At 61.7% G+C, this 22,388-nt stretch carries 22 protein-coding genes; 14 read left to right on the plus strand and 8 right to left on the minus strand.

Annotation, left to right across the window (positions count from 1 at the left end; all coding sequences use genetic code 11):
* Window positions 1-41: 41 nt before the first annotated feature.
* The 3 genes from JTP94_RS07470 (at window position 42) to JTP94_RS07480 (ending at window position 2,785) form a co-directional block, all read left to right on the plus strand.
* The gene (locus JTP94_RS07470; RefSeq protein ID WP_204849900.1) at window positions 42-1,622 is read left to right on the plus strand and encodes a Ppx/GppA phosphatase family protein; all 1,581 of its coding nucleotides are present in this window, start codon (window positions 42-44) and stop codon (window positions 1,620-1,622) included.
* Entirely contained in the window at window positions 1,619-2,338 is a 720-nt protein-coding gene (locus JTP94_RS07475) for an RlmE family RNA methyltransferase (RefSeq protein WP_037198985.1), read from the plus strand. The genes JTP94_RS07470 and JTP94_RS07475 overlap by 4 nt, the downstream gene beginning before the upstream one ends.
* A gap of 63 nt (window positions 2,339-2,401) precedes the next feature.
* Complete coding sequence (locus JTP94_RS07480) at window positions 2,402-2,785, plus strand: VOC family protein (protein ID WP_204849901.1); 384 nt, start codon at window positions 2,402-2,404, stop codon at window positions 2,783-2,785.
* Window positions 2,786-2,819: 34 nt separating this feature from the next.
* Here JTP94_RS07480 and JTP94_RS07485 read toward each other — a convergent pair whose 3' ends face one another.
* On the minus strand, window positions 2,820-4,250 hold the full coding sequence (locus tag JTP94_RS07485) for an MFS transporter (RefSeq protein WP_204849902.1): 1,431 nt from the start codon (window positions 4,248-4,250) through the stop codon (window positions 2,820-2,822).
* Window positions 4,251-4,596: 346 nt separating this feature from the next.
* Here JTP94_RS07485 and JTP94_RS07490 point away from each other — a divergent pair, with 346 nt between their 5' ends.
* The gene (locus tag JTP94_RS07490; protein WP_204849903.1) at window positions 4,597-5,469 is read left to right on the plus strand and encodes an MBL fold metallo-hydrolase; all 873 of its coding nucleotides are present in this window, start codon (window positions 4,597-4,599) and stop codon (window positions 5,467-5,469) included.
* A gap of 71 nt (window positions 5,470-5,540) precedes the next feature.
* Here the strand turns inward: JTP94_RS07490 and JTP94_RS07495 are convergent, their stop codons facing one another.
* Window positions 5,541-6,428 carry an alpha/beta fold hydrolase gene (locus JTP94_RS07495; RefSeq protein WP_204849904.1) on the minus strand — a complete coding sequence of 296 codons (888 nt, stop codon included), beginning with the start codon at window positions 6,426-6,428 and terminating at the stop codon, window positions 5,541-5,543.
* A 331-nt stretch (window positions 6,429-6,759) separates the two neighbouring features.
* On the opposite strand from JTP94_RS07495, the gene guaB reads away from it, so the two are divergent.
* The 5 genes from guaB (at window position 6,760) to JTP94_RS07520 (ending at window position 11,172) form a co-directional block, all read left to right on the plus strand.
* Window positions 6,760-8,244 (plus strand): IMP dehydrogenase, encoded by a 1,485-nt coding sequence (gene guaB, locus JTP94_RS07500; RefSeq protein ID WP_204849905.1) that lies wholly within the window; start codon window positions 6,760-6,762, stop codon window positions 8,242-8,244.
* A gap of 140 nt (window positions 8,245-8,384) precedes the next feature.
* The gene (locus JTP94_RS07505) at window positions 8,385-8,837 is read left to right on the plus strand and encodes a hypothetical protein (RefSeq protein ID WP_246754719.1); all 453 of its coding nucleotides are present in this window, start codon (window positions 8,385-8,387) and stop codon (window positions 8,835-8,837) included.
* A 42-nt stretch (window positions 8,838-8,879) separates the two neighbouring features.
* Complete coding sequence (locus JTP94_RS07510) at window positions 8,880-9,302, plus strand: MAPEG family protein (RefSeq protein ID WP_204849906.1); 423 nt, start codon at window positions 8,880-8,882, stop codon at window positions 9,300-9,302.
* A gap of 146 nt (window positions 9,303-9,448) precedes the next feature.
* Window positions 9,449-10,330 (plus strand): dienelactone hydrolase family protein, encoded by an 882-nt coding sequence (locus JTP94_RS07515; RefSeq protein WP_204849907.1) that lies wholly within the window; start codon window positions 9,449-9,451, stop codon window positions 10,328-10,330.
* A gap of 209 nt (window positions 10,331-10,539) precedes the next feature.
* On the plus strand, window positions 10,540-11,172 hold the full coding sequence (locus JTP94_RS07520; RefSeq protein WP_204849908.1) for a TetR/AcrR family transcriptional regulator: 633 nt from the start codon (window positions 10,540-10,542) through the stop codon (window positions 11,170-11,172).
* A 41-nt stretch (window positions 11,173-11,213) separates the two neighbouring features.
* On the opposite strand, the gene JTP94_RS07525 is transcribed toward JTP94_RS07520, so the two are convergent.
* On the minus strand, window positions 11,214-12,167 hold the full coding sequence (locus tag JTP94_RS07525; protein WP_204849909.1) for a LysR substrate-binding domain-containing protein: 954 nt from the start codon (window positions 12,165-12,167) through the stop codon (window positions 11,214-11,216).
* 201 nt (window positions 12,168-12,368) lie between these two features.
* Between JTP94_RS07525 and JTP94_RS07530 the strand changes: the two genes are divergently transcribed.
* The 3 genes from JTP94_RS07530 to JTP94_RS07540 all read left to right on the plus strand — a co-directional run bounded on the left by JTP94_RS07530 (window position 12,369) and on the right by JTP94_RS07540 (window position 15,171).
* Window positions 12,369-12,668 carry a DUF1127 domain-containing protein gene (locus tag JTP94_RS07530; RefSeq protein ID WP_204849910.1) on the plus strand — a complete coding sequence of 100 codons (300 nt, stop codon included), beginning with the start codon at window positions 12,369-12,371 and terminating at the stop codon, window positions 12,666-12,668.
* 191 nt (window positions 12,669-12,859) lie between these two features.
* Complete coding sequence (locus JTP94_RS07535) at window positions 12,860-13,441, plus strand: dienelactone hydrolase family protein (protein ID WP_204849911.1); 582 nt, start codon at window positions 12,860-12,862, stop codon at window positions 13,439-13,441.
* Window positions 13,442-13,560: 119 nt separating this feature from the next.
* Window positions 13,561-15,171 (plus strand): ABC-F family ATP-binding cassette domain-containing protein, encoded by a 1,611-nt coding sequence (locus JTP94_RS07540; protein ID WP_204849912.1) that lies wholly within the window; start codon window positions 13,561-13,563, stop codon window positions 15,169-15,171.
* A 97-nt stretch (window positions 15,172-15,268) separates the two neighbouring features.
* Here JTP94_RS07540 and JTP94_RS07545 read toward each other — a convergent pair whose 3' ends face one another.
* Window positions 15,269-16,147 (minus strand): aldo/keto reductase family oxidoreductase, encoded by an 879-nt coding sequence (locus JTP94_RS07545; RefSeq protein WP_204849913.1) that lies wholly within the window; start codon window positions 16,145-16,147, stop codon window positions 15,269-15,271.
* Between the two features lie 149 nt (window positions 16,148-16,296).
* Window positions 16,297-17,172 (minus strand): LysR family transcriptional regulator, encoded by an 876-nt coding sequence (locus JTP94_RS07550; protein WP_204849914.1) that lies wholly within the window; start codon window positions 17,170-17,172, stop codon window positions 16,297-16,299.
* A gap of 101 nt (window positions 17,173-17,273) precedes the next feature.
* Here JTP94_RS07550 and JTP94_RS07555 point away from each other — a divergent pair, with 101 nt between their 5' ends.
* Window positions 17,274-18,332: an alkene reductase gene (locus tag JTP94_RS07555; protein ID WP_204849915.1), complete on the plus strand. Its 1,059-nt coding sequence runs from the start codon at window positions 17,274-17,276 to the stop codon at window positions 18,330-18,332.
* A 45-nt stretch (window positions 18,333-18,377) separates the two neighbouring features.
* Here the strand turns inward: JTP94_RS07555 and JTP94_RS07560 are convergent, their stop codons facing one another.
* Both JTP94_RS07560 and JTP94_RS07565 read right to left on the minus strand, forming a co-directional pair.
* A complete protein-coding gene (locus JTP94_RS07560; protein ID WP_204849916.1) occupies window positions 18,378-19,256 on the minus strand; it encodes a DUF937 domain-containing protein in 879 nt (292 codons plus the stop codon).
* Between the two features lie 137 nt (window positions 19,257-19,393).
* Window positions 19,394-20,767, minus strand: a complete 1,374-nt coding sequence (locus JTP94_RS07565; protein WP_204849917.1) for a glutamate--cysteine ligase — start codon at window positions 20,765-20,767, stop codon at window positions 19,394-19,396.
* Window positions 20,768-21,012: 245 nt separating this feature from the next.
* Here JTP94_RS07565 and JTP94_RS07570 point away from each other — a divergent pair, with 245 nt between their 5' ends.
* Entirely contained in the window at window positions 21,013-21,624 is a 612-nt protein-coding gene (locus tag JTP94_RS07570; protein ID WP_204849918.1) for a LysE family translocator, read from the plus strand.
* Between the two features lie 13 nt (window positions 21,625-21,637).
* Here JTP94_RS07570 and JTP94_RS07575 read toward each other — a convergent pair whose 3' ends face one another.
* A complete protein-coding gene (locus JTP94_RS07575) occupies window positions 21,638-22,375 on the minus strand; it encodes a 16S rRNA (uracil(1498)-N(3))-methyltransferase (RefSeq protein WP_204849919.1) in 738 nt (245 codons plus the stop codon).
* Window positions 22,376-22,388 lie beyond the last annotated feature (13 nt).

The raw sequence follows: 22,388 nt of genomic DNA on the forward strand, positions 1-22,388 counted from the left end.
AGCATGCCGAAAGGCGTCGCGCGGCGCGGTGGAAAAGATACGTGAGTGACCCCGACAGCGGCAAAGCGCCGCAGGCAGACGGGGCGTCAGAAGCAGAGCGCAGGAAGGGTAAATCCTCCCGGCGCGCGAAGCGTAAGCGTGGCGGCCATGGCCGTCCGACCGCTCATTCTGCGGAGGCCAGTCAGGCAGGCAAGCCCAGCCCGGCGGCGATGCGCCCAACAGAGGATGACGCCGGTTCCCCGGCCAAAAAGCGAAAGCGTCGACGCCGCGCCCGTGGCGGAGCCCATGGTGATGGGCAGAACGCTTCTCCGATACAGCAGCCCTCGTCCGCGCCGGAACACCGCGCCGCGACGGATCATGGTCACCCCTCATCGCACAAGAGCGGCAAGAACCGGCGCAAGCACCGCAGCAAGCGCGGCCTGCAGGGTCGGCCGCTGGCGCATGAGAAAACCGCACAGGTTGTCACCCCGGCGAACACGTCTGCCGCCGGGCACGTGCAGGTCCATGAGGATCATCGCCATGACCGGCAATCGATGCCGCGGCGCGAGGGGCATGCGCAGCAGCAACATGCCGACGCCGATTCCCGTTCGGTCGACCTTTATGCAGCACTCGATCTCGGCACCAACAATTGCCGCCTGCTGATCGCGCAGCCGACGCGTCCGGGGCAGTTCCGGGTCATCGATGCATTCTCGCGAATCGTGCGTCTCGGCGAGGGGCTTGGCGCCAGCGGGCGGCTGTCCGGCGAAGCGATGGACCGGGCCGTCGAGGCGCTGCGCATCTGCGCCGCCAAGCTGAAGACGCGCGAGATCCGCCGCATGCGGCTGATCGCGACTGAAGCTTGCCGCGCGGCTGACAATGGCGAGCTCTTCCTCGAGCGCGTCACGGCCGAGACGGGATTGCAGCTGGAGATCATCGACCGCGAGACCGAGGCGCGGCTTGCCGTCTCAGGTTGCTCTTCGCTGGTTGGACCGGAAGCGCGTTCGGTCGTGCTTTTCGATATCGGCGGCGGCTCCTCCGAGATTGCCGTCATCCGCATCGGCGAAAACCGCTCCAGCCGGCTTGCCAACCATATCACCCATTGGACCTCGCTGCCCGTCGGCGTCGTGACGCTTTCGGAGCGGCACGGCGGACGCGACGTGACGCCGGAGCTGTTCGAGACGATGGTGTGCGAGGTTGAGCGCATGCTCGAACATTTCGATTGCCCGCCCGTGCAGGGGGCCGCGCGCGATAACGGCGATTTCCATCTGATCGGCACGTCAGGCACGGTGACGACGCTCGCCGGCGTTCATCTCGATTTGCCGCGTTACGATCGGCGTAGGGTCGACGGCGTCTGGCTGTCGGACGACGAGGTCAGCGCGATGCAGGCCAAACTGCTGTCATGGGATTTTGCCGGCCGCGCCGCCAATCCCTGCATCGGTCCGGACCGCGCCGATCTGGTCCTGGCGGGCTGCGCCATTCTGGAGGCGATCCGCCGCCGCTGGCCGAGCCCCCGTATGCGCGTTGCCGATCGCGGTCTGCGCGAGGGACTGCTTACCGACATGATGGCGGATGACGGCGTTTGGCGGCGGGGCCGCTCACGCCGCGGCCATCGACCAAGGGACATAAAGGGACCGCAGGCATGAGTAAGCCAACCATCGCCGGCAACCGCACGGGCCGCAAGCTCGGCCAGCGCGTCAAGAAAAAGAAGCTGAAGGCCTCCTCGCGGGAGTGGCTGCATCGGCACATCAACGATCCCTATGTGCAGCGCGCCCAGCTTGAAGGCTATCGCGCCCGCGCCGCCTTCAAGCTGCTGGAGATCGACGAGAAGCACCAGATCCTGAAGGGCGCACGCCGCATCATCGATCTGGGTGCTGCACCGGGAAGCTGGTCGCAGATCGCCGCCAAGGTGACCGGGTCGACGGAAGACGATATTCGCGTCGCGGCCATCGACTTTTTGGAAATGGCGCATCTGCCTGGCGTCACCATCCTGCAGCTCGACTTTCTCGACCCGGACGCGCCGCAGCGGCTGGTCGATGCTGTCGGCGGTGAGCCGGACTTGGTGATGTCGGATATGGCGGCGCCGACGACGGGCCATCACCGCACCGATCACCTGCGCACCATGCATCTCTGCGAGGTCGCGGCGCATTTCGCAATCGAGGTTCTGGCCGAGGGCGGGCATTTCCTCGCCAAGACCTTCCAGGGCGGCACGGAGCGCGACCTGCTGAACCTGCTGAAGCAGAACTTCCGCCAGGTCGTCCATGTGAAGCCGGGCGCATCCAGGGCGGAATCGGTCGAAATGTTCCTGCTGGCAAAAGGCTTCAAGGGACGCAATGTCGAGCACGGCACAATAAGCGCTTGATTTAGCAGTCGCTTTTGGTCGATGATGTGATCCCCTCGATACTGAAGGCGGCACATCATCACCATGCTTCTTTACGTCACGCTCGGTTCCAACGACATTCCGCGTGCCCGCGGCTTCTATGACGCAGTTTTGCCGATCCTCGGCTACCGGCGTCAACGCGAATCGGACGAGGAAATCGGCTATGCCGCCGATGGCGACGTCCGTTGCCGGTTCTGGGTGGTGATCCCCTATGATCACCGCGCCGCAACGATCGGCAATGGCTCGATGGTTGCTCTGCATGCGGAAAGCCGCTCCGATGTCGACGCCTTCCATGCCGCGGCCCTGGCCCATGGCGGCACCGATGAAGGCAAGCCCGGCCTTCGCTCCTTCCATGCCAATTTCTATGCTGCCTATGTCCGCGATCCCGACGGCAACAAGTTGAGCGCCGTCTGTGAAAGGCCGGAATAAGCTCCGCTTGCGCTAAGGCGCAACCGACATCGCATCATTTTGCGGCCGGCTGCTGTACCTGTGGCTGCGGGGTGGCTACGCGTTTCAGGCCGGCCTTGTGGCCGGAGACCATGGCACCGGCGCTGCGATCCATCCTGATGAAGGGAATGGTGGCAAGCACGGTCAGGGCCGAGATGCAGAAGAAGGCGATGTGGAAATCGCTGACCTGCAGTTCCGTGCCGCGGAAGAACGTCGAGGTTTCCAGAATCATGGCGGCGACCGCGACGCCGAGCGCCAGGCTGATTTGCTGCATGACGGAGCTCATGGAGGTCGCCTGGCTCGCCTGCTTGTCGCTGATATCGGCAAAGGCGAGCGCATTGATGCCGGTGAAGAAGAACGAGCGCGAAAAGCCGCCGATCAGCAGCACGCCGATGATGAGGAGATGCGACGTCCACGGCTGGAAGAGGCCGGTGCAGATGGTCGTGACGGTCGTGACGGCCGCGGCCGAAAGAAGTGCTGTCTTGAAGCCGACGGCGGTAAAGACCCGGCGCGCGATGAACTTGGTGGAGATCGCGCCGATCGCGCCGGCAAAGGTGATCAGGCCGGACTGGAACGGATTGAGGCCGAAGCCGAGCTGCAGCATCAGCGGCGTCAGGAACGGCATGGCGCCGATGCAGATGCGAAACAGCGTGCCGCCGGTGACGGAAGCGCGGAAGGTGGCGTTCTTCAACAGAGACAGGTCGAGGATCGGTGCGGGGTGGCGGCGTGCGTGGCCGATATAGAGGAAGCCGCAGACGAAGCCGATGACGATGGCCGAGATGCCGATGTATGGCGGGAGCGCCGGCAGGCTGATAACCGACATGCCGAAGACGACGCCGGCCGCCGCGAAGGACGTCAGCAGGAAGCCGATGACATCGAGCTTCGGCGGCCTCGTCGCCTCGACCTCCGGCAGGAAGATCGACGACAGGATGATACCGAGAATGCCGACGGGGACGTTGATCAGGAAGATCCAGTGCCAGGAGGCATAGGTGGTGATGAAGCCGCCCAGCGGCGGGCCGGCGAGCGGGCCGACAAGTGCCGGAATGGAAAGCAGCGCCATGGCCGATACCAGATCGCTTTTCTGGGTGGTGCGCACCAGCACCAGGCGCCCGACCGGCGTCATCATCGAGCCGCCGACACCCTGCAGGAAGCGTGCGGCAACGAATTCCAAGAGGCCGCCCGAAAAGGCGCACATGATCGAGCCGATGACGAAGACGCAGATGGCGATGCGGAAAATGTTCTTCGCGCCGAAGCGGTCCGCCATCCAGCCGCTGATCGGGATGAATACCGCGAGCGACACCATGTAGGAGGTCAGCGCCAGTTTGAGGGTGATCGGGCCGACATGGAGATCGTTGGCGATCGCCGGCAGCGCGGTCGCGATGACGGTGGAATCCATCTGTTCCATGAAGAGAGCTACGGCGAGGATCAGCGGAACGATGCGATTCATAGGCGCTTGCCTTGATGGGTCTTATCTTCGGGAAGGCGGACCGCTGGGGGCAGTCAGCCGCTCTGTAGTCCTATGCGAGGCTGCTGCCAATCCCGGATTCTGCTCCATGATCGCTCGGAGATCACGTCTTCGTGATGTCCGCCGCCGCATGGCGCGGAACGCAGGATTTGACATATGCTAAGAGCATGGAAATGCTAAACGCATAAGACGTCGTCGGTGTATTAGCGGAATTGGATTGCCTTGTCATGACCAAATTATCGGTCACGCAAGATCATATTCCCTGCCGTTGCTGCCGGCGGCGATGATAGGCGCAGCTTACGCTGCCCCAGTATGAAGGAGTGACATCATGACTGCCGTTTCGCCCCCAGACGCGCACCAGTTCAAATTGGGATCCTGCACCGTCACCGTCATCAAGGACGGTGCCAATGTCATGGACAACCCTTGGGAAATCTTCGGCTCGAACCAGGCACCGGATACGGTCCGCAAACTGCTGGAGCAGAATCTCCTGCCGACGGAAAAGCTTGTGAACAGCTATGCACCCGCCATCATCGACACGGGTTCTGATGTGATCGTCGTCGACACGGGTATCGGCGCCGCCGGCCGCGCCCGCGGTCTGGGCCGCTTTCGCGAGGGCCTGAAGGCCGTTGGCTATACGTCGGAACAGGTGACCATCGTCGCTCTGACGCATCTGCACGGAGACCATATCGGCGGGTTGATGGAGGACGGCGCCCCGGCATTTCCGAACGCCCGCTACGTCACCGGCGAGATCGAATATGGCTTCTGGACCGACAAGGCGCGCGAAGGCACGCCCGCCGAAGGTGGCCAGAAGGCCGTGCTCGCCAATGTCGTGCCCTTCGCCGAGAAGATGACCTTCCTTAGGGATGGCGACCAGATCGTCAGCGGCATGACCGCCATGCTCGCGCCTGGCCACACGCCCGGTCATCTGGTCTTTCATCTGGAATCGGACGGCAAGCAGCTTGTCATGACCGGCGATACCGCCAATCACTATGTCCTGTCCGTCGGCCGTCCGGATTGGGAAGTCCGCTTCGATGTGGATAAGGCGCAGGCTGTGAAAACCCGCCGGCGCATCTTCGATATGATTGCGGCCGACCGCATTCCCTTCCTCGGCTTCCACATGCCTTTCCCCGCCGTCGGCTTCGTCGAGAAGCAGCCGGAAGGCTTCCGCTACATTCCGAAAACCTATCAGTTCGACTTGTGAGGGCAGGGGATAGTCCTGCCTTGGCTCCGGGACATAGGGCTTACGTCACAGTCGTAGAATAGATCATCATCCTATCTCGCGACGGAACGGACGGCGGCCGCAAAGGCGGCGGGCGCTTCCTGCGGCAAGTTGTGGCCCACCTTGGGAATGATGCGGCGCTCATAAAATGGCGTCATGAAATGGCTGGCGGCGTGGTCGATCGTATCAGGTGGATCAACGCCGTCATCTGCTCCCTGCAGCACGACAGCCGGCACGGTGATATCAGGCTGTTTCGCCAGTCGTGCCTCGATGGATTGCAACGCCGGGTCCCCAGGGATGCCACCGAACCGGTGACGATAGGAGTGAATGACGATGTCAACGAAATCAGGGTTTTCAAACGCGAGATAGCTCTGCTCGAAGGTGGCGTCATCGAATGTCCATGTCGGAGACCATATCCGCCAGATGAAACGGCAAAGCTCGCGGCGATTTTGAGTAAGCCCGGCTTTGCCGCGTTCCGTGTGGAAATAGTATTGATACCAATAACGGCATTCTTCCTCCGGCGAGACCGGATGTACGGCCATGGCAATATTTTGGATGTTGTATCCCGTTCCGCAGCTCACCAGTCCACGAACGCGCTCGGGCCAAAGTGCTGCGACGATGCAGGCTGCCCGTCCGCCCCAATCATACCCTCCGAGCACGGCGGCAGGAATGGAGAGTGCGTCCATGAAAGCCAGCAGATCGGCGCCGAGCGCTGCCTGCTCTCCGGAACGGAAGGTCTGGTCTGACAGGAAACGGGTCGGCCCGTAGCCCCGCAGAAACGGCACAAGGCAGCGCCAACCTTCGGCTGAGAGTTCCTGTGCAACCTCGTCATAGGCATGAACGTCATAAGGGAAGCCGTGCAGCAGGATGACCGGCTTGCCGTCGAGCGGGCCGGTTTCATGATAGGCGATTTCCAGGACTCCGGCGGTGACTGTCTTCATGCCCGATCTCTCTTCCGGTCAAAAGCTGCGCGCCAAGTATGTCCCAGCATGGCAAAGGGAACCTCGGACGGCAATCGAAATCCCGGACACCTGCAACGGTAGCATGCCTAGAGAGAGCAGATTTCCATAAAAGCCGCCCAAACACTCGCTGTTTGCAGTTTCATGGCACGGTGAGGGGGATGGTGTTATGCACCGGGCGCTTTTCCCTATTCCCTTCCTGTCATAGACGTGTTACCAGCCCTCGCCAACTTCCAAGCAACACTTGCAAGATCGCCCGGTAGACGATTCGTTCCGGAGCCTTGCTGTTTTTCACAGACGAAGGAATTTGGCCATGGCACGCATTATTGAAACGTCAACCGGATTGGATGCTCTGACATTCGACGACGTGCTCCTGCAGCCGGGACACTCCGAGGTCATGCCCGGCCAGACGAATATTGCCACCCGCATCGCCCAGGACATCGAACTCAACCTGCCGATCATGTCAGCCGCGATGGACACGGTGACGGAAAGCCGCCTTGCCATCGCCATGGCCCAGGCCGGCGGCCTCGGCGTTATCCACCGCAACCTGACGCCGGTCCAGCAGGCCGAAGAGGTCCGCCAGGTCAAGAAATTCGAAAGCGGCATGGTGGTCAATCCGGTGACGATCGGTCCCGACGCAACGCTTGCCGAGGCACTCGCCCTGATGAAGGCGCATGGCATTTCCGGCATTCCGGTCGTTGAAAAGTCGCAACTCCCTGTCGGCATCCTCACCAACCGTGACGTCCGCTTCGCTTCCGATCCCCAGCAGAAGATCTACGAGCTGATGACCCGTGAAAACCTCATCATGGTCACGGACGGCGTTCAGCAGCAGGAAGCCAAGCGCCTGCTGCACAAGCATCGCATCGAGAAACTGCTTGTTGTCGACGGCGAAGGTCGCCTCGTCGGGCTGATCACGGTCAAGGATATCGAGAAGTCGCAACTCAACCCGAATGCCTCGAAGGATGCGCAGGGCCGCCTGCGCGCCGCCGCCGCCATCAGCGTCGGTGATGACGGCTTCGAGCGCGCCGAACGCCTGATCGAAGCCGGCGTCGACCTCCTGGTCGTCGATACCGCCCATGGCCATTCGCAGCGCGTTCTCGACGCCGTCACCCGCGTCAAGAAGCTCACCAACTCGGTCCGCATCATGGCAGGCAATGTCGCCACCTATGACGGCACGCGGGCACTGATCGATGCCGGCGCGGACGCCGTCAAGGTCGGCATCGGCCCCGGCTCCATCTGCACGACCCGCATCGTCGCAGGCGTCGGCGTGCCGCAGCTCGCGGCCATCATGTCGGCGGTCCAGGCCGCTCAGGACCAGAACATCCCCGTCATCGCCGATGGCGGCATCAAGTTCTCCGGCGATCTGGCCAAGGCCATCGCCGCCGGCGCTTCCGCTGCCATGGTCGGCTCGCTGCTGGCCGGCACGGATGAAAGCCCAGGCGAGGTCTATCTCTACCAGGGTCGCTCCTTCAAGGCCTATCGCGGCATGGGTTCCGTCGGTGCCATGGCGCGCGGCTCGGCCGATCGCTACTTCCAGGCAGAGGTTCGCGACACGCTGAAGCTGGTGCCGGAAGGCATCGAAGGCCAGGTACCCTACAAGGGCCCGGTTTCGGGCGTGCTGCACCAGCTCGCCGGCGGCCTTAAGGCTGCGATGGGCTATGTCGGCGGCGCCGATCTTAAGGATTTCCAGGAGCGTGCCACCTTCGTGCGCATCTCCGGCGCGGGCCTGCGTGAAAGCCATGCTCACGACGTCACGATCACGCGTGAAAGCCCGAACTATCCGGGCGGGGGCATCTGATCGATGGCGGATCACGGCCCAAGGCAGCGTCAGGTCCCTGCAGGGCCTGACGCTGCCTTGCGGCTCTCTGCCTGGCGCTGTTTGCCTGGATCTATGCCGGTTTCGTCACCGCCTTCAGCAATGCCGCTGGCGGGCAGCAGATGCTGGATGCGCGTATCGAGGGCTACGACCAGGGTGATGTCATTGCCATGCTGCGCTATCTCAAGGATCATCCCGATCCGGCTGAGATCCTGCATTCCATGTATCTCGGACCGGAACTGGTCTTTCCGCTGGTGCTGGCCGGCCTGTTGTTCTGCCTGCTGCGGATGATCGGCCCCGGCGGTGCCTTCTTCGGCCGCCCGATTCCGCCGGGCGCGACCACCGTCATTTTCTGTCTGCCGTTCTTTTATGCCATTGTCGATTATGCCGAGAATATCGCCGGCCTCATGCTTTATCCGCCGGCGATGCCATCGGACTCGACCGTGACGCTTCTTTCAAGCGTGCTGCCGATCATCGTGCGGCTGAAGTTCCTGACGCTGGTCGTGACCGTTATTCTGCTGGCCCGTTTCGCGATTTTTCGCTACCTCTCGCCGGACGGCACCAGACCGTCCTGATCGACCGTTTCGGCTTTCGGAAATTCCAAAGGAGTTGGCGACGTGACAGGCTATGAAATGTTCTGGCCGATGGTGGCGCATGCGGTGCTTGTCTTCATTCTCTATGCATTGCTGGGTTGGCGTCGCCGCGTTCTGGTGAACGACGGCCGGATCAAGCCCTCACAATTTCGCGAAAACCATGCCGCCGACGAGCCTGCGGAAAGCCTGGTGGTGCGCAACAACATCGCCAATCAGTTCGAGCTGCCCTTGCTCTTCCACGCCTGCTGCATCGTGCTCTATGTGACCCAGGCCGATAACCTGCCTGCCGTGATCCTCGCCTGGTTGTTCGTCGCCACGCGCTATGCGCATGCCTTCGTGCATGTGACCAGCAACAGCCTGCGCTACCGCAGCCCGCTCTTTGCCATGGGTTATGTTGTGCTGGCCGGCATGTGGGTCTGGCTCGGTGTCTGGCTCGCCTTCTCCTGACGAACGTGCGTTTCCGCTGCTAGCAACCTGCGGTAACGTATTTGTGTTCTTCCTTTACCGTTACGCCGCCACCCGTTGACCTATCTTGTCAGCGGGTGGCTTGGCGCATGGCGCGGCCGCCGGGGAACAATAGGGAGAACAGGACCATGAGCACGGAAAAGCCCATCGTGACGCCGGCGATGATCAACGCCTATGACGAATATACGCATCTGACGCTCGATCGTCGGGGCTTCATGGAAAAGCTGACGAAGCTTGCGGGCTCGGCCGGAGCTGCCGCCGCCATCGCGCCACTGCTTGCCGCCAACAAGGCAAGCGCCGAGGCCATCGCCGCCGACGACAGCAGGCTGGAAGCGAAGGATGTGACCTATGCCGGCAGCAAGGGCGAGATGAAGGGGTATCTCGTCCGTCCGAAGGATGCGGCCGGCAAGCTCGGCGGCGTCATCATCATCCACGAAAATCGCGGCCTCAATCCGCATATTGGCGATGTGGCGCGCCGCATGGCGCTGGAAGGCTTCGTCGCGCTGGCGCCGGACTTCCTGTCGCCGCTCGGCGGCACACCCGAGGACGAGAACAAGGCGCGCGACATGTTCACCAATCTCGACCCGGCCCTGACGGCAGCCAATGCCGAGGCGAGCCTCACCTATCTTGCCAAGCTCGACGGGGCCAACGGCAAGGTCGGCGCTGTCGGCTTCTGCTGGGGCGGCGGCCTTATCAATCGCTTCGCGACCATTTCGCCGGAATTGAAGGCCGGGGTCTCCTATTACGGCGCGCAGCCGCCAGCGAGCGATGTCCCGAACATCAAGGCCGCTCTTCTGCTGCATTATGCCGGACTGGACGATCGCATCAATGCCGGTATCGATGCCTATCGCAAGGAGTTGCAGGCAGGTGGCAAGACCTTCGAAATCTTCGTCTATGATGGGGTCAACCACGCCTTCAACAATGATACGTCCGCCGCCCGCTACGACAAGAAGGCTGCGGATCTGGCCTGGGGCCGAACAGTCGAGTTCCTGAAAAAATACGTGGCGTAAGGCGCATAATACGTCGTCGATGCCACCCGATGAGGCAATCATCAAGCACCAAGGCCGAAACCATGGCCGGCCTTGGTTGTCGCAGCCACAACGTGCATCTTGATTATACTTAAAATTGGAATTTTCCCTTTTACGCGCGTTGAACGCGTCTATGCCATAGCGTCATCCACGCCCAGCGTCGTTCCGCATGACAAGGAAACGGGAAATGCATGAGTCCTGATAGCCCCGCCCACACCACGTTCCGCAAGAGGCCGCAGCAGGAACGAAGCATCCAACGTGTCGATGCCATTCTCGCCGTTGCCGCCAGGCTGATCGCGGAGAAGGGCGTCAGCGCGATGAAGATGACGGAGCTGGCCACCGTGGCCGGGATCCCGATCGGTTCCATCTATCAGTATTTCCCGGACAAGACAGCGATCGTCAGGGCCTTGCTCGAGCGTCACGCCAATCTCATCCAGCAGAAAGTCGGGGAAGCCTTCGCCACCGTGACGTCGCTTGACCATGCCGTAGAACTGGTTTGCGGCATGATCGATTGGTACTACCGCGAATTTCGCGGCGATCCGGCCTATCTGGGCGTATGGTTGGGAACGGAGATAGACAGGGATATCCTGCAGCTCAACATGCAGCACAGCAATCGCGTCGCTGAAATATTCCTCAGTAATATCCAGCCCTTCCTGCCGGCCGAAAGCCGCATCGACCTGAAGGCGCGCACGCAGCTCTTCAGCCATCTGATCGGCGCATCCGTCCGCTTTGCCATCATGAGCGACCATGGAATGTCGACACGCATGCTGCATGAATGGAAACAGGTGATCCGTGCTACGCTGCTGGCAGAGCCGGCAGCGTAGCAAGATCGGGCACAACGAGGCGCCGGTTGCCGAAAAGGGGCTTACCAGCCCGGCAGGATATGCCCGGCGCGCAGCCTTGGAGGATAGCGCGTGTAAGTCTTCACCTCACCATCGAGGTCGTCATCGACCACAGCCGGCGTGATGTTGTCCAGGCAGGCTGAGATATGGGCGGTGATGGCGTTCATCAGCGACACGGAAAGGCCCGCCCGCTTCATGATGCCGATCTGCACCGGCGGCAGGGGCGGGAAACCGTCGGCCTGGGTCAGCACCTTCATGCCGGTTCGCAGCGCCGATTCCGGCATGACCGAAACCGCCATCCCGGCGAGCACCGCCGCCGCAACCACGGTGCAGGACCAACTGGTGAACAGGATCTGATAATCGCGGCCGCCGGCATCGAGCGCCGAGCAGGCGAGCTGGCGCCACTGACAGTCGCGCCGCCCGACGGCGAGCGGGATGGGTGCATCGTCGCGCAGCGGATGGTTGGCCGAGCCGACCCAGCAGAGCGGCTCCGTCCGCACGACATCAGACATTCTCTCGCGCGGATTGTGCGTGACGAGTGCGATATCGAGCTCGCCGCGATGCATGCGCTCGGCAAGATCGACCGAGGGCTCGCAGACGATGTAGAGCTCGACATTCGGATGCGTCTTGGCGAAGCGGCCGATGATCTCGGGCATGTAACGATCGGCGTAATCATCCGGCGTGCCGATGCGCAACGTCCCTTCGAGGCGGTTGTCGTCGAAGGCGGCCATCGCTTCGTTGTTCAGGCGGATGATGCGGCGGGCGTAGTTGAGCAGTTTTTCGCCTTCGGCGGTCAGGCGGTTGCCGCGGCCGTCCTTGATGAAAAGCTGCTTGCCGACGCGCTCTTCCAGCCGGCGCATCTGCATCGAAACCGCCGACTGTGTCTTGAACACCCGGTCGGCGGCCTTGGTGAAGCTGCCGGAATCCACGATTGCGATGAAGGTCTGCAATTGGTCGAGGTCGAGCGGCGCGGCCATGGTCTCACCTATAAAAGAGTTTGATAGTTATCATTAGAAACATTCGTTGGACTGATCAATAGGGCTTTGGCATCTTCCTAATGCAATTCAGCATACCAATCGAACAGAAACTCTTGTCGAACTCCTCCCGGCCTACGCCCCTTTCCTGGATCACCGGGAAGGGGCTCGGCTCGCGTGTGCCTCAAGGAAAGGACTACGGAAATGCGCACGACAGATCGGACACTTCACCTCGGCCCCGCAACACGTTCGCTGCCGTTGACGGCACGCCTGATGCTTGCTCTCGCCAATGTGGCATCCGGCTGGCGCGCAATCCGCAATCGCCGCGAGATCCACTATCTGAATGAGCTGAACGACAGCCAGCTGAAGGACATCGGCCTGACCCGCCAGGACCTTGATGCCGCGCTGATCACCTCGACCTTCTTCGAGGACCCGTCCAGCCACCTGACCAATTCCGCGCGTCGCCGCACGCGCCTCTCCGCCTTCAGCAGCTTCCGCGACTGAAGTCGGAAAATAGTTTCCCCGCAGGGTGATAGCCAATAAGCCCTGCTTCTTTCCCGGTGTTCGGCCTCAGGGCCAACACCGGGTTTTTTCTTTTTGAGGGTATTGTTCCGACGACAGACCATGCGCGGACAAGTTGCCTGCAGCGGCAATTGCCTTATGTTACCGCTGATCGAAATTGCAGGGATGTGACGATGGCAACCGTGATCTTCTTCCACTCCGTCTACGGCTTGCGTTCTCTCGAAAATGAGGCGGTCGAGCGCGTGCAGGCGGCCGGGCATAAGGCTTTCGCACCGGATCTCTATGAAGGGCTGATCGCCCGATCGATCGAAGAAGGCTTCGAATTCAAGGACGAAATCGGCTGGCCGGCGATTTGCGAGCGCGCAGAATGGGCGCTGGCGGGCTTGCCTGCCTCGACTGTGCTCGCCGGGTTTTCGATGGGCGCCGCCGTTGCCGCGAGCCTCTGGCCGAAACGGCCGAAGACGGCCGGTGTCCTTTTCCTGCATGGCATCGCCGGAATTGCCGACAATGCCCGCAAGGGCCTGCCCGTTCAGCTCCATCTTGCCGACCCGGATCCGTTCGAGCCGGAGGAGGATGTCGCCGCCCGGCGATCGGCGGCAGCACGGTCCGGGATCACAGCGGATATATTCACCTATCCCGGCGGCGGCGGTCATCTCTATACCGATGCCAGCCTGCCCGATTATGATGCCAAGGCGGCCGACCTCACCTGGAAACGTGTCATCAGTTTTCTCGACACCGTCGACGCTCAAGCTTGAATTGAAACTATTTGTCGCCTAACTTATAGGCATCAGTCATTCAAACAGGATGTGTGCCGCAATGGATTCCAACCCGACCGCAATGCCGTTCAGCCTTGCCATCGGGGAAATTCGTATCCATGCCCATATCCATCGTTCTATCCAATCTTTCGTGGTCCACGCCTGACGGCCGGCCGCTTCTTTCCAATCTCGATCTGAGCTTCGGCACCGAACGCACCGGCCTTGTCGGCCGCAATGGTGTCGGCAAGACGACGCTGCTCAAGCTCGTTGCCGGCGAATTGCAGCCCCGGTCCGGCACGGTCTCCTTCAACGGCAGACTGGGCATCCTGCGTCAGAGCGTTCAGGTAGAGGCCGGTGAAACCGTCGCCGATCTCTTCCAGGCGAGCGAGGCATTGGCCGTCCTGAAGCGCGCGGAGGCCGGCGAGGCAACGGCCGAAGAGCTCGCCATGGCGGATTGGACGCTGGAGGCGCGTATCGCCTCGGCGCTCTATCGCGTCGGGCTCGATATCTCACCCGAGACGCCCCTCGTCACCCTGTCCGGCGGGCAGCGCACGCGATGCGGCCTTGCGGCGCTGATCGTCGACGACCCCGACTTCCTCATTCTGGACGAACCGACCAACAATCTCGACCGCGACGGCCGTGCCGCGGTGATCGACCTGCTTTCAAGCTGGAAGGCAGGCGCGATCGTGGTCAGCCATGACAGGGAGTTGCTCGATACGATGGATGCGATCGTCGAGCTGACCTCGCTCGGTGCGACACGCTACGGCGGCAACTGGAGCCAGTATCGTGAACGCAAGGTCCTGGAGCTGGCAGCCGTCGAACACGAATTCGCCGAGGCCGAGAAACGCGTGGCCGAAGTTGCACGAAGTGCGCAGTCAACAGTCGAGCGACAGGCCCGACGGGACAAGGCCGGCCGGAAGATGGCGGCCAAGGGCGGCATACCGCGCATCATGCTCGGCGGATTGAAGGAGCGAAGCGAGACGACGGGCGGCGAGAATGCCCGTCTTGCCGAGCGCCGGCGCGCCCAGGCCTTGCAGGATGCCGCAGCCGCCCGCGAAAAGATCGAGATTCTACAACCCCTCACGGTCAAGCTCCCGACATCGGGAGTGCCGGCAAGCCGGACGGTTCTGAAAATGGAGAAAGTCACCGCCGGCTATCAGCCGGAACGACCGATCATCAGCGATTTCGATTTCGTCATCACCGGCCCGGAACGTATTGCGATCACCGGGCCGAACGGCTCGGGCAAGACGACGCTGCTGGCGCTCATATCCGGTGTGTTGGAGCCCTGGAGCGGGACGGTGCGGGTTGTCTCTTCAGCCATTCTGGATCAGCGCGTCAGCCTGCTCGATCCGTCGCTTTCGATCCGCGACAACTTCCGGAACATCAATCCGGATGCGTACGAAACGGCCTGCCGTGCCGCGCTTGCGCGCTTCATGTTCAGGGCCGATGCGGCGCTGCAGATCGTCTCCACCTTGAGCGGCGGACAACTGTTGCGCGCCGGCCTTGCCTGTGTGCTCGGCGGAACGGTGCCGCCCGCACTGTTGATCCTCGACGAGCCCACCAACCATCTTGATATCGATTCGATCGCAGCGGTCGAGGCGGGATTGCGCGCCTATGACGGCGCGCTGCTGGTGGTCAGCCACGACGAGATATTTCTGGAGGGCATCGGGATATCGCGCCGGCTCGAATTGCCTTTGCAGACGACCGATTGGGCAGGGACCATGGAATGAGGAAAAACTGCGTCATGCGGTTAAGCTCGTGACGCGTGGAACACCCCCGCCTCTGCCATGAGCGGGGGTGCTCCAAAACAATCGGATCCAAAGAGCGTCAGGCGGCGCCGACGCCCGCGATACGATCCAGCTCCGCAATCTCGTTCTTCGGCAGCACGAGCCCGACGGCGGCGAGATTCTGCTGTAAGTGCTCGAGAGACGAGGTGCCGGGAATGAGCAGGATGTTCGGCGCGCGTTGAAGCAGCCAGGCGAGCGCCACCTGCATCGGCGTAGCCTTCAGGCGTGCGGCGACATCGGACAGGGTGGAGGATTGCAGCGGCGTAAACCCGCCGAGCGGAAAGAACGGCACATAGGCGATGCCGTCGCGGGCAAGCTCGTCGATCAGTGCGTCGTCGGCCCGATGCGCCAGATTATATTGGTTCTGCACGCAGACGATTTCGGTGATCCCACGTCCCTCGACGATCTGCTTGGCGGTGACGTTGCTGAGCCCGATGTGACGCACGAGACCCTGCCTCTGGAGATCGGCCAGGATTGTCAGGGGTGCTTCGATCGACCCCTCGGCGGGACCATGCACATCGAGCATGATGCGAAGGTTGACGATATCGAGCACATCCAGTCCCAGATTGCGGAGATTGTCGTGCACCGCCTGTGTCAGCTCCTCGCGGGAGAAGGCCGGGAGCCACGAAGCATCCGTGCCGCGCCGGGCGCCGATCTTGGTGACGATGACGAGATCGTCCCGATAAGGATGGAGCGCTTCGCGGATCAACCGGTTGGTGACGTGCGGGCCGTAGAAATCGCTGGTGTCGATATGGTCGACACCAGCGGCGACCGCTGCGCGCAATACGGCCAGCGCCGTCTCATGATCCTTGGGCGGCCCGAACACGCCGGGGCCTGCGAGCTGCATGGCGCCGTAGCCGAGACGTTTGACGCTGTGGTCGCCGAGGGTAAAACTGCCGGACTGATCGATGTTGGGCATGATTGTCTCCATTCAAGATGAGATAGAAATATGCGCAATCCCGCTGTTTGATAACCGGGTGCAATCAGCACGGGTTGTGCGGAATTTCGAACAATGGATGTCGAGTTTGCTTCAGGCCAGCATCGACGGATGCGACGAAACAAGCCACCCTACGCCTCGCGAAGCCGTTCCCGCAGGAATTCGATGAAGCGTTGCGTCTTGGCGGGAAGCAGGCGGGTTTCCGTGACGGCATAGGCCGAGGTCGGGGCCAACTGCCATTCCGGCAGGATGCGCCGCAGCTGCCCATTTGCAAGCTCTTCCACGACGACCCTCTCCGGAATGGCGGTAATGCCCATCTCCAGTGTCGCAAGCCGCCGGATCATGGCAACGCTATTACCGCGAAAGCGGCTTCCCACCTTGACCTCTACAGTTTCTGCCTCGCGATGGAGGATCCAGCTACCGATATTCTGCATCGTCAGACATTCGTGCCGTTCCAGTTCGGAGGGATGGTGCGGCTCGCCGTTTCGTTCAAGATAGCCCGGAGCGGCATAGAGCCGGGGCGTAAACCGTGCGATGACCCTTGCGATCAGGTTTGGCGTTTGCGGTGCGGCCATCCGGATTGCCAGATCGAAAGGCTCGGCAACCAGATCGACGTTGCGGGGCGTCAGGTCGAAATCGAACGTCATACCAGGGTAAAGCGCGGCGAATTCCGGTAGCAGTGGCGCCAGATATGTCGTTGCGAAATCCACCGGCAGGGAAACCCTGAGGACGCCGCTCGGCCGCGCGACCATCTCGCCCAATTGCTCATGGGCTATCCTGGCCTCTTCGACGATGCGTTTGCTGCGTTCATAATAGAGCTGCCCCGCTTCGGTCAGCTCGATCCGCCGCGTCGTGCGATGCAGCAGGCGCAATCCGATCGACTTTTCAAGAAGGCCGATTCTGCGGGACAGCGTGGAGTTGGGCATGCCAAGCGTCTCGGCGGCGCGGCGAAAGCTTCGCGCTTTCACTACCTCGACGAAAAGCGCCATGTCGTTCAGGTATTCCATGCAGATTGCGCCATTTTTGGAATAATCATTTCCATTATAGCCTGTTTATGCCACCAGGGAAAAGTCCCATGTCTTGTTCGAACAGACAGAAAGGACGTTCCATGAGCAAGATTTTCACACCCACGCGCCTTGGCCGGATCGAGATCGCCAATCGCCTCGTGATGGCTCCGATGACCCGCTCTCGCGCCGATGATGACGGTGTGCAGGGAGATCTGGCTGTCACCTACTACGCGCAACGCGCCGGTGCCGGCCTTGTCATCTCCGAAGGTGTTTTCCCCACGTTCGGGGGCAAGGGCTATGTGCATACGCCGGGTATCGAGACGGAAGCACAGCTCGAGGCATGGAAAGCCGCTGTCGACGCCGTGCATGATGCGGGCGGGCGGATTTTCATGCAGCTGATGCATACGGGCAGGATCTCCCATCCCCTGTTGTTGCCGAATGGCGAGCTGCCGGTCGCGCCTTCGGCTATCCCACCGAAAGGGCAGACCTGGACCAGCGAGGGCCAGAAGGATTTCGTCACGCCCCGCGAGCTGTCGCTTGCCGAGATAAAGCACACTATCCAGAGTTATCGCGTCGCGACACGCAATGCGCTTGCCGTCGGTTTCGACGGCGTCGAGCTGCATGGTGCCTCGGGTTACCTCCCGGAACAGTTTCTCTCGTCAGGCACCAACCAGCGCACCGATGACTATGGCGGTTCCGTCGCCAACCGTGCCCGCTTCATGCTCGACGTCCTGACGGCAATGATCGAAGAGGCTGGACCCGGCCGGGTCGGTCTGAAAATTTCGCCGGAGATGAATTTCAACGATATATCGGACGCCAATCCGCAGGAAACCTATTCCTATCTGGTCGAGCATCTCAAGGCCTCGGACATGGCCTATCTCCATGTCGCATTGTTCGGTGCGGCGGTGGATTACCATGAGCTGCTCCGCCCGCGTTTCGCCGGATCATATATCATTGGCGGTGGGCTCACTCAGGCGAGCGCGGAGGAGCTCTTAAAGGAAGGCAAAGCCGACGCGGTGGTTTTTGGTACCGCATTTCTTGCCAATCCGGATTTGCCGGAGCGTTTTCGCCGTAACGCGCCTCTAAACGAACCGGATCGTTCGACTTTCTATGCGCCCGGAGCCAAGGGCTATATCGACTATCCGACGCTTGCCGCGTAGGCCCATCGGTCGCCTTCAGCCTACGCGCCGCGGGTGGCAGCGCGGCTAGGACTTGCCTTCGGGCGTCTTGGCCGGGCTGCCGTTCTGCATATAACTATCGAAGATCGTTTCCATGTTCTTCTGGTAGTTCTTCTGCACTTCCAGGCCGCTGTCGAACATGGCGTTGAACATGTCTGTATAGGCGGCCATGTCGACGCCGGCGGCGGGCTTCGCTTTGGGTTCTTCCTTCGGCGGTTCGACCGGTGACATCGGGAAGTTCCGCATCATGTCCTGAAACGCCTTGGTAAAGGGATTGTCGAGGAAGGGATTGGCGGGTTCGGCCTTCCCGTGCTTGACCTGATCGGCGCCGAACATCAGTTCCATCGCCTGGGTGAAGGGGTTGTCGAAGATGCTTGCCTGCGGAGACGGCCGTTGCTTTGGCGCGAAACCGATGGTCTGCAGCCAGCCTTGCATCATTTCCCCCATCGCCGTGTTGAGGAAAGGATTGGCCATCGATGGCATCTGGCCGCTGGTCTCCTTGAACAGGCCACCCATTAGCGTATCGGCCATGACGGGCAGCATGCGCTTGTAGATCTCCTGGCCGACACCAGTCATTTGTGCGGCCTGCGCCGCGATCGCGCGCGAGACTTCCTTTGAGCCGAACAGCCGCGCCAGCACATTATTGCCGTCGGCGATGCCTTCCGGCGTGAAGGCCTTGCCCATGTCTTCGAAATATTTGGCATAGTTGCCCGAGGTGATGTCCTGCATCACGCCCATGAAATTATAGGGGTCCGCGGCACTGCGCTTGAAGCCGGTCGAGAAGGCCGGCATCAGCGCGGCCATCGCCTTGGTCGCCTGTTCCTGCGCGAGGTTGAACTGCTTGGCCATGGCCTCAGTCGAGGCGCCGTTCTGTGCCTGCATCATCATGTCGAAGAGTGGCAGCATCGAAGTCCCTTTCCCCGCAGTGACGCCGCTTCGGAATCAGGCGGCGCATGATTCCGATAGTATAGCGGGAAAAAAGAGGGCGCATACCGGTTTCTGCCGTCGTGCCGTCCAGGCGATGAAGGCAGGCGGATCCGCTATCAGTATTGATATTCCTCGAAGATCGGCTCGACCGACTGGTTCCAGCGGCCGTTGTAGAGCATCAGCAGATCGTCGGCGAGCGTACCCTTCTTGGCAAGCACTTCTTCGAGCGGCGCGAGGAAGACGGTTTCGTCCTGCCCGTCGCCATTCAGCCGGGCGCGGTTCTTCAGGCCGATGCGGGAAATGCCGACGACTTCGCGGGCAATGTCCATCAGGCCATGGCCCTTGATCACGGCCTTCAGGCCCTGCGCCGGCACGACATTGCGCAGAGCGTTGACCTCGTCGAAGCTCCAGTCCTTGGTCAGCTCGTCGGCCGCCGTCAGCGCCGCATCGTCGTAGAGCAGGCCGACCCAGAAGGCCGGCAGGGCACAGATGCGCCGCCAGGGGCCGCCGTCGGCGCCGCGCATCTCCAGAAAGCGCTTGAGACGCACGTCGGGGAACAGCGTCGAGAGATGATTCGTCCAGTCGCCCATCGTCGGCTCCCAGGCTGATATCTCGCCCTTCAAGGCGCCGTTCATGAACTGGCGGAAGGTGACATGCGTACAGTCATGGTAGCGGCCGTCACGGACGACGAAATACATGGGAACGTCGAGCGCCCACTTCACATAGTCTTCAAAGCCAAAATCATCCCGGAAGGTGAAGTCGAGCAGGCCGCCGCGGCTGTTGTCGGTATCGCGCCAGATGTCGCCGCGCCAGGAGGAAAGGCCGTTCGGCTTGCCCTCGGTGAAGGGAGAGGAGGCAAAGAGCGCCGTTGCCAGCGACTGCAGCTTCATCGACACGCGCATCTTGCGGCGCATGTCCTCTTCCGACGAAAAATCGAGATTCACCTGGATGGTGCAGGTGCGGTACATCATGTCGAGACCCTGGGTGCCGACCTTCGGCATGTAGCGGCTCATGATCTCGTAGCGGGATTTCGGCATGCGCGGGGTTTCGGCCAGGGTCCATTTCGGGCTGCCGCCGACGCCAAGGAAGCGAATGCCCATCGGCTCGGCGATCTCGCGCACCGTCGCCAGATGGCTGTTGGATTCCTTGCAGGTCTCGTGAATGGTTTCGAGCGGAGCGCCTGACAGCTCGAACTGGCCGCCCGGCTCGATCGAGATCGCGCCCATGCCTGTGGGCTCGCCGAGCCCGATGATGTTGTCGCGATCCATGATCGGATCCCAGCCGCTCTTTTCCTGCAGCCCCTTCAGGAGTGCGGAAATGCTGGCTTCGCCGAAATAGGGCACGGGGCTGTTGTCGGCGCGGAAGAACACGAACTTCTCGTGCTCCGTGCCGATGCGGAAGTCCTCCTTGGGCCTGTTGCCGGCGGCCAGATAGGCCGTCATTTCCGAGACCGAGGAGAGCGGAGTCTGGTCGGTGGTGTCGCGCGCCATGGTATTACCTTAGATCTCGGAAAGAGAACCCGCGCCAGCCGCAGGCCAATTGGAAGGGTGATTGACGCGGATTGAGGTACGGTGCAAGTGAATTTCTTTCAAGGGTCGTTCAAAAAAATAGGATTTTGTGTCTTAGAGGTCGCATCGCGACTGTGCCACTCGCCGGCATATTTGCACAAGTGTTCAAGACCTCCAGCCGTCCCTGCGGATAGTTTGCTTCGACTGACAACCAGCGGGGCATATCGATGTTCGACGAAAAAGGCCTCTATCCCATCCTGACGCTGCTTCTGGCGTCGCTGGTGATCATGGGAAGTCCGGGGCCGTCGACGATCAGCGCGACGGCGATGGGTGCGGCCTATGGCTTCCGGCGGTCGCTTGGATACGTATCCGGCCTCATCGTCGGCACCGTTGCGGTATTGCTGGCCGTGGCGACCGGCGTCGTTGCTGTATTGCTCTCCGTGCCGCATGGCGCACTCGTGCTGACGGTGGTTTCGGCTGTTTATATCCTTTACCTTGCCTTCAAGATCGCCACCGCGCCGCCGCTGGCGCGCGGTGACGATCAGGTCGCCGCTCCGGCATTTTCCGGTGGCTTTCTGCTGGCTGTCGCCAATCCGAAGGCCTATCTGGCGATCGCCGCAGTCTTCGCCGGTGTCAGCCTGTTTCAGGATCAGCGGCTGCTCGATGCCACCGTCAAGATCGCGCTGCTGACCGGAATGATCGTCGCCATCCATATCGTATGGCTTCTCGTCGGCGCCTCGCTGTCACGCTTCCTTCAGCACCCCACAGTTTCGCGGGCGGTGAATATCTCCCTGGCTGTTCTGCTGGTCGTTGCAACGGTGTTCGCCGTGGTGGGCTGACGGCGAGGCGAGCCTAGTTCCAGTCGCCGATCGCCGCCTGGATCACTGCCATGGCCGCCACGGCGGCCGTGTCGGCCCGCAGGATACGCGGTCCGAGAGGGATGGCGGTGACGAAGTCGAGGCTGCGCAGCAGCGCGCGTTCCTCATCCGAGAATCCGCCCTCGGGGCCAACCAGCAACGCCAGATGCTTCTCCTTGATCGTCGTCAGCAGCGGCAGCGGATTCTGGCCGGCATCGCCTTCGTCGCAATAGATGATGCGCCGCTCGCGCGGCCAATGGGCGAGCAGATCGGCAAGCTTCACCGGTTCGGCGACATCGGGTATGCCGAGGATGCCGCATTGCTCTGCCGCCTCGATGACATTGGCCCTGACCTTGTCCAGATTGGTGATCTTGCCCTGCACATGCTGCGTCATGACCGGCTGCAGCAGGCCCGCGCCCATTTCCACCGCCTTCTGCACGAGATAGTCGAGTCGTCCGACCTTCAGTGGTGCGAAGAGATAATGCAGGTCGGAGGGGGTCGGCTGCGGCCGCGTTTCCTCGACCGGCGTCAGCTGTATGCGCTTGCGGGAGGGAAAGGAGACGCTGGCTTTCCATTCGCCGTCGCGGCCGTTGAAGAGCAGCAGCTCCGCGCCGTCCTCCATGCGCAGCACGTTGGCGAGATAGTTGAACTGATCCTGATCGGCTTCGATGGCGCTGCCCGCCTTGATGTCTGAAGTCACGAACAGCCGCTGCATGCGGAAATTGGCGCGCATGGATACCTCTCGA

The sequence above is a fragment of the Martinezella lusitana genome, assembly GCF_016901135.1.
GTDB lineage: Bacteria > Pseudomonadota > Alphaproteobacteria > Rhizobiales > Rhizobiaceae > Rhizobium > Rhizobium lusitanum_D.

Coding starts and splice junctions, on each gene's coding strand:
- JTP94_RS07480 (WP_204849901.1), top strand. CDS start 2,402: ATGCTTCTTTACGTCACGCTCGGTTCCAACGACATTCCGCGTGCCCGC.
- JTP94_RS07515 (WP_204849907.1), top strand. CDS start 9,449: ATGAGCACGGAAAAGCCCATCGTGACGCCGGCGATGATCAACGCCTAT.
- JTP94_RS07565 (WP_204849917.1), bottom strand. CDS start 20,767: ATGGCGCGCGACACCACCGACCAGACTCCGCTCTCCTCGGTCTCGGAA.
- JTP94_RS07530 (WP_204849910.1), top strand. CDS start 12,369: ATGCGCACGACAGATCGGACACTTCACCTCGGCCCCGCAACACGTTCG.
- JTP94_RS07475 (WP_037198985.1), top strand. CDS start 1,619: ATGAGTAAGCCAACCATCGCCGGCAACCGCACGGGCCGCAAGCTCGGC.
- JTP94_RS07545 (WP_204849913.1), bottom strand. CDS start 16,147: ATGCCCAACATCGATCAGTCCGGCAGTTTTACCCTCGGCGACCACAGC.
- JTP94_RS07520 (WP_204849908.1), top strand. CDS start 10,540: ATGAGTCCTGATAGCCCCGCCCACACCACGTTCCGCAAGAGGCCGCAG.
- JTP94_RS07575 (WP_204849919.1), bottom strand. CDS start 22,375: ATGCGCGCCAATTTCCGCATGCAGCGGCTGTTCGTGACTTCAGACATC.
- guaB (WP_204849905.1), top strand. CDS start 6,760: ATGGCACGCATTATTGAAACGTCAACCGGATTGGATGCTCTGACATTC.
- JTP94_RS07495 (WP_204849904.1), bottom strand. CDS start 6,428: ATGAAGACAGTCACCGCCGGAGTCCTGGAAATCGCCTATCATGAAACC.
- JTP94_RS07525 (WP_204849909.1), bottom strand. CDS start 12,167: ATGGCCGCGCCGCTCGACCTCGACCAATTGCAGACCTTCATCGCAATC.
- JTP94_RS07535 (WP_204849911.1), top strand. CDS start 12,860: ATGGCAACCGTGATCTTCTTCCACTCCGTCTACGGCTTGCGTTCTCTC.
- JTP94_RS07560 (WP_204849916.1), bottom strand. CDS start 19,256: ATGCTGCCACTCTTCGACATGATGATGCAGGCACAGAACGGCGCCTCG.
- JTP94_RS07570 (WP_204849918.1), top strand. CDS start 21,013: ATGTTCGACGAAAAAGGCCTCTATCCCATCCTGACGCTGCTTCTGGCG.
- JTP94_RS07550 (WP_204849914.1), bottom strand. CDS start 17,172: ATGGAATACCTGAACGACATGGCGCTTTTCGTCGAGGTAGTGAAAGCG.
- JTP94_RS07485 (WP_204849902.1), bottom strand. CDS start 4,250: ATGAATCGCATCGTTCCGCTGATCCTCGCCGTAGCTCTCTTCATGGAA.
- JTP94_RS07505 (WP_246754719.1), top strand. CDS start 8,385: ATGCTGGATGCGCGTATCGAGGGCTACGACCAGGGTGATGTCATTGCC.
- JTP94_RS07490 (WP_204849903.1), top strand. CDS start 4,597: ATGACTGCCGTTTCGCCCCCAGACGCGCACCAGTTCAAATTGGGATCC.
- JTP94_RS07540 (WP_204849912.1), top strand. CDS start 13,561: ATGCCCATATCCATCGTTCTATCCAATCTTTCGTGGTCCACGCCTGAC.
- JTP94_RS07555 (WP_204849915.1), top strand. CDS start 17,274: ATGAGCAAGATTTTCACACCCACGCGCCTTGGCCGGATCGAGATCGCC.